The organism is Vibrio minamisatsumaniensis (genome assembly GCF_050337445.1).
Taxonomy (GTDB): Bacteria; Pseudomonadota; Gammaproteobacteria; order Enterobacterales; family Vibrionaceae; genus Vibrio; species Vibrio artabrorum.
The window spans coordinates 1-11,191 of sequence record NZ_JAKJSY010000103.1; the positions used below are offsets into that span (position 1 = coordinate 1).

The 11,191-nt window shown below is 44.3% G+C and carries 11 protein-coding genes and 1 pseudogene; 9 read left to right on the top strand and 3 right to left on the bottom strand.

What is annotated here, in order from left to right:
- Nucleotides 1–222 (top strand): IS3 family transposase (locus L4B77_RS17885; RefSeq protein ID WP_429752074.1); only part of this gene is annotated, 222 nt, incomplete at its 5' end.
- 28 nt (nt 223–250) lie between these two features.
- On the opposite strand, the pseudogene L4B77_RS17890 reads toward L4B77_RS17885, so the two are convergent.
- Together L4B77_RS17890 and L4B77_RS17895 are read right to left on the bottom strand one after the other, a co-directional pair.
- Nucleotides 251–1,396: pseudogene (locus tag L4B77_RS17890) on the bottom strand (Na+/H+ antiporter NhaC family protein); the annotation flags it as partial.
- A gap of 189 nt (nt 1,397–1,585) precedes the next feature.
- Complete coding sequence (locus L4B77_RS17895) at nt 1,586–2,350, bottom strand: hydratase (protein ID WP_429752076.1); 765 nt, start codon at nt 2,348–2,350, stop codon at nt 1,586–1,588.
- Nucleotides 2,351–2,934: 584 nt separating this feature from the next.
- On the opposite strand from L4B77_RS17895, the gene rimK reads away from it, so the two are divergent.
- From rimK to L4B77_RS17920, 5 genes are all read left to right on the top strand, one after another.
- A complete protein-coding gene (rimK, locus tag L4B77_RS17900; RefSeq protein ID WP_429752078.1) occupies nt 2,935–3,840 on the top strand; it encodes a 30S ribosomal protein S6--L-glutamate ligase in 906 nt (301 codons plus the stop codon).
- Nucleotides 3,841–3,872: 32 nt separating this feature from the next.
- The gene (locus L4B77_RS17905) at nt 3,873–4,301 is read left to right on the top strand and encodes an ATP-dependent zinc protease family protein (RefSeq protein ID WP_429752080.1); all 429 of its coding nucleotides are present in this window, start codon (nt 3,873–3,875) and stop codon (nt 4,299–4,301) included.
- 382 nt (nt 4,302–4,683) lie between these two features.
- The gene (locus tag L4B77_RS17910) at nt 4,684–5,286 is read left to right on the top strand and encodes a 2OG-Fe(II) oxygenase (protein ID WP_429752082.1); all 603 of its coding nucleotides are present in this window, start codon (nt 4,684–4,686) and stop codon (nt 5,284–5,286) included.
- 221 nt (nt 5,287–5,507) lie between these two features.
- Nucleotides 5,508–6,227: a glycerophosphodiester phosphodiesterase family protein gene (locus L4B77_RS17915; RefSeq protein WP_429752084.1), complete on the top strand. Its 720-nt coding sequence runs from the start codon at nt 5,508–5,510 to the stop codon at nt 6,225–6,227.
- Between the two features lie 160 nt (nt 6,228–6,387).
- Entirely contained in the window at nt 6,388–7,125 is a 738-nt protein-coding gene (locus tag L4B77_RS17920) for a sulfite exporter TauE/SafE family protein (protein ID WP_429752086.1), read from the top strand.
- 127 nt (nt 7,126–7,252) lie between these two features.
- On the opposite strand, the gene L4B77_RS17925 is transcribed toward L4B77_RS17920, so the two are convergent.
- Complete coding sequence (locus tag L4B77_RS17925; RefSeq protein ID WP_261840314.1) at nt 7,253–7,735, bottom strand: GNAT family N-acetyltransferase; 483 nt, start codon at nt 7,733–7,735, stop codon at nt 7,253–7,255.
- Nucleotides 7,736–7,932: 197 nt separating this feature from the next.
- Here L4B77_RS17925 and L4B77_RS17930 point away from each other — a divergent pair, with 197 nt between their 5' ends.
- The 3 genes from L4B77_RS17930 (at nt 7,933) to L4B77_RS17940 (ending at nt 10,986) form a co-directional block, all read left to right on the top strand.
- Entirely contained in the window at nt 7,933–8,913 is a 981-nt protein-coding gene (locus L4B77_RS17930) for a Gfo/Idh/MocA family protein (RefSeq protein WP_429752088.1), read from the top strand.
- A gap of 164 nt (nt 8,914–9,077) precedes the next feature.
- On the top strand, nt 9,078–9,239 hold the full coding sequence (locus tag L4B77_RS17935; protein WP_429752090.1) for a hypothetical protein: 162 nt from the start codon (nt 9,078–9,080) through the stop codon (nt 9,237–9,239).
- Between the two features lie 418 nt (nt 9,240–9,657).
- Entirely contained in the window at nt 9,658–10,986 is a 1,329-nt protein-coding gene (locus tag L4B77_RS17940) for an MATE family efflux transporter (protein ID WP_429752092.1), read from the top strand.
- Nucleotides 10,987–11,191 lie beyond the last annotated feature (205 nt).

The following is an 11,191-nucleotide window of genomic DNA, read 5'->3' on the forward strand; positions in this document are numbered from 1 at the left end:
CAAAGTATGAGTAGGAAGGGAAATTGCTGGGATAACGCCTGTGTTGAAAGCTTTTTCCACTCAATGAAAGTAGAAGTCATCCAATACGAGCCGATAATGACGCGAGAAGAGATGCGCCAAGCACTTTTTGAATATATCGAAGTTGATTATAATCGAACAAGAAGGCACAGTGCTCTTGGGTATCTAAGCCCAGTTAACTTTGAAAAACAATATGTCGCTTAATGCGGTGTCCAGTCTGACTGGAGCAGATCACATCGTTCTCTTCCGCCAATTGACGAGCCACGCTACCAGATACAATGATGGCTACGGTGTTGTTAGCCGTACATAGGTTCACCATTGATACCAAGCCAGCAATACCTAATTCACTTGCGCGGCCATTCGCTTGCTTAGAGTGTGAAGACCCAAATGCACGAATCAAACCGCTCACTAAGTTCGTCAGAAACGCTAATCCACCTTGGCGACGCATTAACTCACTCAACCCACCAATCAGCATCGACAGTAAGAAGATCTCTTGCATGTTGCCAAAGCCTGCGTAAATATCTTGAGCGTAATCCGTCAAGCCGTAGTTCTCAACTGAACCTAGGCTCACACCACCCGCTAGCAAGATACCAATCGTCAACACAACGAAGACATTCATGCCCGATACCGCAAGGATTAGGATAGTGATATACGGAAGGACTTTCAGCCATTCTATTGGGCCTGTTTCAGGAACTTGAGTTGCCGTGCTGTTGAAAGCAAAGATAACAATCGCAATCAGTGCAGCAGGCAGTGCAATACGGATGTTCTCTTTAAATTTGTCTCTCATCTCACAACCTTGCGAGCGAGTCGCGGCAATCGTGGTATCAGAGATGATTGAAAGGTTATCACCAAACATCGCACCACTGAGCACGACACCCGCCGTCAAGGGAATGCTCATACCCGCAGAATCAGCAATACCTAGCGCAACTGGGGCAATGGCAGCAATAGTACCCATTGAGGTGCCCATTGCGGTCGCGATGAATGCAGAAATTAGGAAGATACCCGGCAGAATCATGCTCGTTGGAATCGCGGATAGACCAAGGTTTACCGTCGCATCCACGCCTCCAGAGGCTTTAGCTACGGCCGCAAAAGCCCCCGCTAATAGGTAGATCATACACATTGCAATAATGTCTTTGTGACCTACTCCACCTAAGAACTGCTCAATCGCACGGTTCAATTTATCTTTACTTAATAACAATGCCAACATCACGGCAGGCAGAGCCGCTATCGGTGCTGGCAACTGATAAAAAGCAAAATCGACGCCTTGTAACGACAAGTACGTACCCACACCAATAAACAGAGCGAGGAAGACGATCAGAGGGATAAGCGCAACGGCCGAAGGGGCAATTGCCGTATTAGAATGTTTTGAATTGGACATGGAACGACAACACAATAGAACAGGGAGGTGAGCAGACTAATGTCACACTTAGAGCTTGTCAACGTCCAGACGTCTAAACGCCCGATTTAGTGCCTGGTAATAAGAACCCTATTGAACATCACATAATAAAAAAGGCGATTTACTCGTCAGTAAACCGCCTTTCAATAACAGACAGTGCGCGGCTTGAAGTTAGCGTTTCTGCTTGAACGTCACTTGGTATTCGCCAATGCCTTCATAATGGAAGGTTGTGGGCTTATCGAATCCCATTTCCACGATACCGCAGTAAGAACCCGTAATGATTGCTTCACCCGCTTGGAAATCAACCCCACGACGCGTCATGGTGTTAATCAGCCAGTAAATTGGGCTTGGTGGCAGTGTATTTGGGTGCTTGCCGTCAAATGCTTGAACTTGCTCATCTTGAGTCACTTCGATATTGATCTCTGCAGACGTGAACGCTTTTTCACGATCAATCTCTGGGCCAATGAACAGACCTTGGTTTACTAGGCCATCGGCCAGTTTTTCATAGAACTCAGCGCCGCTGTCATCCGCAAAGCGCGACTGCATTAATTCAAGTGCCATATGGCAAGAACCAATCGCTTCGTTGATTTGCTCTTCGCTGTAACCTTCTTGACTTGCAGGCAGGCTCTTAGCAAGCGTAAATGCAATTTCAGGCTCAACGCGTACCACATCGTTGTCTGCAAACAGTTCACAAACTTCGCCTTGTTGAACGCTACCCGAGAAGATTGGCGCAACAACAAACTTGTCTTCAGCCAGAGGAAGCAAGCACTTCCAACCGCCGACTTTATCGCTTTTCAAATCGATCATTGCTGATTGAATCTTTAGCGCATCTTCCAAGTTATTCGGACGGTACTGTTCGTCCAATCTTGGTGCTTTGGTGCCTGCAACGCGACGACTCAACAGTTCTTCAGCTGCTTGCTTAAATACATTTGTCATATAATACCACCTTTAGTTTTATGACCAGTATAATATCGGATTTCTTAAAGCTTGAATAGACAATTAATTAACCAGGCAACACTGCAAATTCAACCCTCAATTTTTGCATATTCTAAACACAAACAGCGGAAAATATATTGATTCGAGACATACTGAAAATAATGACCAAAGATCAGTTAAAACCGTTTCAGAAAATTACAAAAAAAATAGCTGGCAATTTAAAACGCTGATCGAAAGAGAAGCACTTCGAACACTTATAGAGCGATATAACAGACGTTATTAGTACACTTTTAAGCACCGAGTTAACATGAATTGAGGTCGACCGAATATACTCCTACCCCTAATATAAGTTAGGTTTCAACTCACTTTCCCATTCTAAATTCACGCTAAACCCTGCCGTACCAATCACTCATCAGGTTGATAGATTTCTATTGTCGACTCAACAAATTTAATTCGTTTCCTTAGTTAAAAGAAAAGCCTTAAGGTTCGCCCCGAAGCAAGCAAGGAGCCTCAAAAAAACTGAGAGCTCAGCTAACAACTCATTTATTTGCAGTTACCAATCAGGTATTAACTAAGGAAACGCCATGCGTATCGCAATTCTTTCTCGCAACGAAAATCTATACTCTACTTCTCGCTTAAAAGCGGCTGGAGAAGCACGCGGTCACCAGGTCGATGTTATCGACACGCTGCACTGTGATATAGATATCGCGAGTAACAATCCGAAGATCCGCTACATGGGTGAAGAGCTACCTCAATACGATGCGGTTATTCCCCGTATTGGCGCTTCCATTACCTTCTACGGAACGGCGGTGGTTCGCCAATTCGAAATGATGGGTACTTTTTGTATCAATGAGTCGGTTGCTATTAGCCGTTCTCGCGACAAACTACGCTCACTACAACTGTTGTCTCGCAAAGGTATTGGCTTACCAAAAACAGGGTTCGCTAGCCGCCCAGACAAGATTCAAGACTTGATCAAAAACGTCGGTGGTGCACCACTGGTTATCAAGCTTCTTGAAGGTACTCAAGGTATCGGTGTGGTTCTAGCTGAAACAAACAAAGCAGCAGAGAGTGTTATCGAAGCATTCATGGGCCTAAAAGCGAACATCTTGGTTCAAGAATTCATTGAAGAAGCCAATGGTGCAGACATCCGTTGTTTTGTTGTGGGTAACAAAGTCATTGCAGCGATGAAGCGTCAAGCTGGTGAAGGTGAATTCCGCTCTAACTTGCACCGTGGCGGTACCGCTCAACTGGTTAAACTCAGCAAAGAAGAGCGTGCTACAGCAATCAATGCTGCGAAAATCATGGGGTTAAACCTATGCGGTGTTGATATTCTACAATCTAAGAATGGCCCAGTGGTAATGGAAGTGAACTCTTCTCCTGGCCTAGAAGGTATCGAGAAAGCGACGAGTAAAGATGTTGCAGATATGATTTTCGAATTCATCGAAAAAAATGCAAAACCAAACGCTAACCGTACTCGTGGCAAAGGCTGATTTAACGCCGTTAACTCATGATTGGAAATGACATGAACAATAAAATGATCATAGGGAATACAGAAGCAATTTGCTTACCAGAGTTAGGGATAACTGGACTCCATACCCGTGTTGATACAGGGGCTAAAACCTCTTCTCTACACGTAGACAACCTACTGTGTGTAAAAAAAGACGGTGAGAACTTCGTTGAATTCGATCTTCACCCTGATGTTTACCACTTAGAAGAGACTGTGCGCTGCAAAGCGAAGCTGAAAACAAGTAAGAAAATCAAATCATCGAACGGCGAAGTTGAACACCGTTGTGTGATTGAAACCATGCTAAAAATCGGCGGTCAGGAATGGCCTATCGATATCACACTGAGCAACCGTCAAGATATGACTTATATGATGCTGCTTGGTCGTCAAGGAATGAGTGACAAAGTGATGGTTGATCCAGCGGGTGAATTCCTACTGAGTCACTAATCTGAGTCATCGTAACCGCTCCACAGGTTATAACTTAATAAGGCCAGTCTCATGACTGGCCTTATTGCTATCTATTTTTTCTGTTCTAATTTCTATTTACCGATTTCTATTTTCGGCTCTGCAAACACGGCTTTTCACTGTAATGGCCGAATCTATCACTTCGATTTAATATGAGGTTGAAAACCAAATCACCAACTCAATCGCAGGTGTTTAAAAGCTTACTGACTGAAATTGATTCACCTACATGACCATAAGCCTTGCTCCATAAGCCTTATCATTGACACCGCTAATACCATTTATCGTGTCAACAAAATATGTGATTTGTTGACCTGAGTTATTAGGACTATATATGCGCCTCTAATTTATTGTCTGAGTGCTATACATGAACCAATTAATCGATGCTCTTGCTACCCAAGGCTATTTCGTGTGGGATGACTTCTTAACTCAAGAAGAAGTGGTGGCATTGAGGGATTGCATTCCAGATAACTGGAAAAAGGCTAGGATTGGCCGTAACGATGAAGTAACGCGAGAGTCGACCATCCGTAATGACAAGATTCAGTGGCTGCGCCGTGATATGGGTCAGCCAGCATCTCTATTCCTAGACAAGATGGAACGAATTCGTTTAGCAGCAAACCAAGCGTTCTTTTTGGGTCTGTTCGAGTACGAAGCGCACTTTGCTAAATACGAAAAAGGTGACTTCTACCAGAAGCACTTAGACTGTTTCAAGGGCAATGAGAACCGCCGCCTGACTACCGTGTTCTACATGAACGACGAATGGACAGAAGACGATGCAGGTGAGCTTGTGGTTTACGATCTAAAAGACAACCACATCGCGACCATTCCACCAAAGTCAGGCCGCTTATTTGTGTTCTTGTCTGAACAGTTTCCACACGAAGTACTGCCGACAAACACAGAGCGATTCAGTATTGCTGGTTGGTTCCGCATCAACGGTGTGAAAGACAACCAATTGGACATCGCACACTAAGACTCTGATCACTCTGATCCTATTTAAAGCTTCTAATAGTCATTAGTAATAGCATGCGAGGGGCTTTTTTATAGAGAATAATCACGGTAAGTGACACACGAACGACCGCTTTCGTTCGTTGAGTCACACCTCGAATCAACAAGCTTAACGACGGTTCCAGTGTAATCGAGTACACTAATATTTAATACGTTTTTACGGTGCGTCTTTAAGAAGGATTAATTATGTCGTCTACCATCGTAGGTCATCGGGGGGTCGCAGGTACTCACCCAGAAAATACCAAAGCAAGCATTGAACAAGCGGCTAAACTCGGCTTGAAATGGATTGAAGTTGATATTCAGCCCACTCAAGATGACCAACTGGTCGTTTGTCACGATCACACGCTTGAGCGCTGCAGCGATGGCAAGGGTCGTGTCGACGAACACACCCTTGCTGAGCTTCGCCAACTCGACTTCGGCCGTTGGAAATCTGAGCAGTTCGCTGGGGAAAAAATACTGACCTTAGAAGAGTTACTTGCGCTTGTTGAGCGGCATGATCTTAGCGTCAACCTCGAAATTAAAGTCGACAGTCGACATCAAGCCCCTCATGTGGTTGATCTGCTACATGATGAGTTGATTCGCTCAAATCTCGACACCGATAAGATCTTACTATCGAGTTTCAGCCACAAAGTGGTGTCTGAAATGGCGCGTCATTTGCCGAGATATCGAGTAGGGGTCATCACAGAGCAACTGACTCAGGCTGATCTTATGCTCATGAATGAGGTCAAAGCGTTCAGCTGTCACATCAACTACGAACATGTTAATCAGAGCGATCTTGATACACTGAGTGAAGCAAACATCCAAACATGGTGTTACACCGTCAACGATCCCTCCCACTTCAAACTCCTCTCAAAAGTCGATGCCGTATTCACTGATTTTCCGAATCAATTTAGCCTTATAAATTGACCAAGCAAATACTGCAAAAACAACTCAGAGAGACTGTAAAATTAACTCTCGAGAAACCTTAAAATTAGGTAGCAAACACAAGTGAGTAGGAGTACATTCCGCTACTCACTTGGTTTCATTAGCTCACTCTATCTAGACAGCTTCATTGGTTACTTAATTTATGGATCTCATTTTTAATCCAACCTTCCCAATTTTGGGTGCAATCTTCGTTTTCGCCGCTATTGTTCGTGGCTTCTCAGGTTTCGGTTTCACCCTAGTGGCATTGCCGTTAAGTGCGTTATTCATGCCTGTTATCGAACTGGTTCCTGTCTTCATGTTGATCGATCTCCTAGGCAATGTTCAATTGCTGCCTAAAGTTCGAAAGCACGTTAACTGGCGCTGGGTTTTAAAAGTATTTATCCCTTGTTTTGCCTTCACACCAATCGGCTTACTTCTGCTTAAATCCGTTAGCCAAGACACGATCATCTTGATCATCAGTGCCTTTATTTTTGCGTCTGCACTTATGATCTATAAAGGTTTCCAGTACAAAAGCGAACCGAGATTTGCTCCCTATATTCTAGGCAGCCTTGCGGGCGTAATGAACGGCGCGGCATCAATGTCTGGGCCGCCAATTGGCACTCATACATTGGCAAGCCCAGTCGCTCCTCATATTGCCAGAGCAGGCCTGATAGCATTCTTCGTATTGGCGGATTCCACTGCGTTTGTTTCGGCATCTATCGCAGGATTAGTCGACCGTGATGTAGTCTGGCTGACTCTCGCGCTCTTACCGAGCAGCATGTTTGGCGGTTATGTGGGTTCTAAACTGTTCGAGAGATTTGGTGGTGCGAAGTTTAAGCCTGTCACCATTGCATTGCTGATTGTGATTGCAATATTCAGCGCAGGTCGAGTCTTACTGTAACGGGTTTAACGGTTAGTTGAGACTATGAATGAAGAAAGTGGGGAACCCATCGCTACCATTCGATATGGATAGGGGTACCCATTTTTACCAGTTTAAGAAACTCATCCATATCTTTGCAGATGCTCGCTTAATTGGCCTCAAACCGCATAGACATGGTTCGTGACTGAGTTTCCATTCCTAACGACTCATAGAAACCCTGAGCTTGTTGGTTAAACTCCATCACCTCCAACCTAAGTTCTATCGCCCCTCTCGCTTGCGCCCATTGGTTGAATGACTTCATTAACGATTTACCAACACCTCGCTTCTGAACGTCATCGTTCACCACTAGCGTATTTACCCGTGCGATCTTATGGGGTTGAATAAAACTCACCCCACGATTCTGCGTCACTTTTCCAGCCAAAAATCCGACAACTTGTTCATCTTGCACTGCCACTAAAAACGCCCCAATGGGATCAAGCATCAATCCCAACCAATACTCTTCACTATCAGAAAAAGCTTGCGAGGCAGGCGCAAACACCATAGGCGCCCCACAATGATGCTGACGATTAATCTGATCAGAAAGCGCTAGAATCGAGCGAATATCCGTTACCTTGGCTGTCCGAATTTGCATACCATCACCTTATTTGAATTCCATATTACCTTAGCAAAAATGCCTTAACCCTGCACTGTTGTCGCGGCTCACTAACACGCTCAACTGCACTGTATTTTTAATAAAAGGCAATCATTGTTCCTTAATTCTCAAGCGCATTCGATGAAATGAGTGCTACTATCTCTGCAGAATCAAGACTCTCACTATTGGATACCTATATGATTAAGTTTGCTGTAATTGGAACCAATTGGATCACTCAAAAGTTTGTTCAAGCCGCCCATGATACTCAATCGATGCAACTTGCTGTGGTGTATTCGAGAAACATGCAGAGCGCTTCTGAATTCGCTCAAGAATTCAATGTTGATACAACCTACGACTCACTCGAAGCATTGGCCTGTGATGACACTATCGAAGCGGTTTACATTGCTTCACCAAACTCACTCCACTGCCAGCAATCAATCTTAATGATGGAACATGGCAAACATGTCATCTGTGAAAAGCCCGTTGCATCTAACATCGATGAAGCAACTGAAATGTTTAAGGTCGCCGAGCAAAACGGTGTCGTGCTGTTTGAGGCGTATAAATCTCAATTCTTGCCAAACTTTAAACAAGTGCAGCTCGGATTAGCAAAAATCGGCAAGCTACATAAGGCACACATCAACTACTGCCAATATTCATCGCGCTATCAGAAATATTTAAACGGTGAGAACCCAAATACCTTTAATCCAGCTTTCTCAAATGGATCATTGGTCGATATCGGCTTTTACTGCGTCGCTGCGACAGTCGCTCTGTTTGGCGAACCAGACAGTGTACAGGCTTCTGCAAAGCGACTTGATTCCGGTGTTGATGCGCATGGTTGCGCGATTTTCCAATACCCAGAGCTTGACGTAACCTTGACTCATTCAAAAGTCAGTGACTCTTACGCACCCAGTGAGATCCAAGGTGAATTAGGTGCAATCCTCATCGATCACATCGCTGAATGTACCGATGTTAAGATCCGATACCAAGATGGCCATATAGAAAACCTCACTCAATCACAAAGCAAAAACTCCATGAGTTACGAAGCACAGGCCTTTGCCGACTGTATTGGCGGAGATCAAACAACGCAAGCGCAAGCCAAACTGCGCGCTTTATCGGTTGCCAAGTTAATTACAGAGATGCGTCAGCAAGTTGGTGTCGTTTACCCTGCGGACAAATAGACACAATCATCAATCTAAAATATTGATTTTCAAGGATTATAGATTCACTCATCATCAAAATTAATCTTTACGACAAACAACTGGATTAGTCGATCAGCATGCCATCTATTTAAATCCGCGTTCGATATCTATCGTATTAATTTAATTTATTGAAGGTGTGTAAAGTGTTTTCAGTTGATGATCGCGTTGTTGCAACAAAAGGTGTTGAACTAGGTGAAATGGTTGTTGTTGGCCTAAGTGCTGGTGGTGGCTATGTTCACGTTACAACAGTAGAAGACACAATAATGATGCTTACTTACCCAGCAAAAGACCTTAAAAAAGCATAGGTCAACCACTCTGCTCTTTTAGTCGTCACTCGGCGAAAAGTAATAATATTAAGGCTTTGGCTGATTTCACTCTTCTGCATTAGCGTGAACAGCCAAGGCCTTTTTTATACTTGAAATATCCCAACTCATTACGATTCCTTAAAGCAACAACCGCTAACCCTAGAAGCCTCACTTATTTGCTATTACAGCAAGCGTCTTCTTGACCCTGTAGATTTCAAGATTTGATCGGAAATATCTTCAAGAGACTGTAACGAAGGGTTGATGTACGGAATGGCCACATCGAAACAAACCTTCGACCCTTTGCAGTACATGCAAACATTATTGGTATCGAGCTAACGTTACGTTATCCTTTACACATAGCTTCATTGCGTGGATTATCACCACGACTAACCGACCTTCAAGACGAATAAAGAGTGCTATGAATTCAACTATCGCAACCCCCTCTCTTGGCCGACAACTCTATACAATGACATGGCCAATGTTGTTTGGGGTGCTTTCCCTGATGAGCTTCCAGCTTGTCGACAGCGCTTTTATTGGCCAGCTTGGGGTATTGCCCCTCGCGGTTCAAGGCTTCACATTGCCTATACAAATGATCATCATTGGTATTCAAGTCGGTCTAGGGATTGCGACAACCGCTGTTATTGCTAGAGCCATTGGTGCGAACGAAACACGCTACGCTAAACAACTGGGTGGCTTAGTCGTTGTAATGGGTAGCGTGAGTGTCGCGATTTTTTCCGTCATGATCTATCTACTTCGCAGCCCTATCTTACAGCTATTGGATGCGCCGTCGACGGTATTGCCAATCATCGATTCATACTGGATCTATTGGCTAATCAGCTCCTGGACAGGCGCTCTACTCTACTTTTTCTACAGTGTGTGCCGTGCTAACGGCAACACGATGTTACCGGGCACTATGATGATCGCAACCAGCATCATCAACGTGATATTGGATCCGATTTTCATCTTCACACTCGACATGGGTATCAACGGAGCGGCCATCGCGACCATCTTGGCATTCGGCACAGGCATTCTAATTGTCGCACCAAAGGTAACGAAGAAGCATTGGATGAGTTTTGATTGGCATGATCTCGACATCGCTAAGAGTGTTCGTTCCATTGGCAATATCATGGGGCCTGCCATGATCAGTCAACTACTTCCACCGGTTTCATCGATGTTCGCCACTAAGCTGCTGGCGAGTTATGGTACGGCTGCCGTTGCAGCTTGGGCTTTAGGCTCGCGATTTGAGTTCTTTTCGATTGTCGCCGTACTAGCACTGACCATGTCGATGCCTCCAATGATTGGCCGTATGTTAGGAGAGAATAACCTCGAAAACATACGTAAACTCGTTAAAATTGCCGTCATTTTCATTTTGGGCTTTCAACTCATTATTGCACTAGTGACTTGGTTGTTCTCGGGCGGGCTAGCAAATCTAATGACCAGTGAAAATGAAGTCTCGACCATTCTTAATTATCACCTCTTGATCGTCCCTCTCAGCTTAGGGCCATTGGGAGTATGTATGCTGACGGTCTCTGTCTCTAACGCACTGGGTAAGTCTTACACCGCATTAACGATTTCAGCGCTGCGCTTATTTGCTTTTTTCTTGCCTTGCCTGTGGGTGGGTTCTCAACTTGCAGGAATTGAAGGTCTATTTTGGGGAGCAATGATCGGTAACATACTCGCAGGCGCCTGCGCTTGGTGTATTTATCAACGGGTTCTTAGACAGGTCGAAGCTAAGCTCGTCAATTAAGCTGTCAGCCCATTGCTCAATGAAAAAGCCGCCACTTTTTAGAACTCACCATCACTTTCACCCTATATACCTAAAACGACTTTCCAAAAACAAACTAGCTAGCCCTGATAATTTTCAATTCAAATTTCGATAACACGAATTTTTCGTGTTTTAGAACTTGCACTGGATCATAAAAACAATCAAAGATGAAATGTTTGGTTTTAAA

Excerpts from the sequence above, each read along its gene's own strand:
- L4B77_RS17895 (WP_429752076.1), bottom strand. The coding sequence starts at position 2,350 with ATGACAAATGTATTTAAGCAAGCAGCTGAAGAACTGTTGAGTCGTCGC.
- L4B77_RS17915 (WP_429752084.1), top strand. The coding sequence starts at position 5,508 with ATGTCGTCTACCATCGTAGGTCATCGGGGGGTCGCAGGTACTCACCCA.
- L4B77_RS17920 (WP_429752086.1), top strand. The coding sequence starts at position 6,388 with ATGGATCTCATTTTTAATCCAACCTTCCCAATTTTGGGTGCAATCTTC.
- L4B77_RS17925 (WP_261840314.1), bottom strand. The coding sequence starts at position 7,735 with ATGCAAATTCGGACAGCCAAGGTAACGGATATTCGCTCGATTCTAGCG.
- L4B77_RS17910 (WP_429752082.1), top strand. The coding sequence starts at position 4,684 with ATGAACCAATTAATCGATGCTCTTGCTACCCAAGGCTATTTCGTGTGG.
- L4B77_RS17930 (WP_429752088.1), top strand. The coding sequence starts at position 7,933 with ATGATTAAGTTTGCTGTAATTGGAACCAATTGGATCACTCAAAAGTTT.
- L4B77_RS17940 (WP_429752092.1), top strand. The coding sequence starts at position 9,658 with ATGAATTCAACTATCGCAACCCCCTCTCTTGGCCGACAACTCTATACA.
- L4B77_RS17905 (WP_429752080.1), top strand. The coding sequence starts at position 3,873 with ATGAACAATAAAATGATCATAGGGAATACAGAAGCAATTTGCTTACCA.
- rimK (WP_429752078.1), top strand. The coding sequence starts at position 2,935 with ATGCGTATCGCAATTCTTTCTCGCAACGAAAATCTATACTCTACTTCT.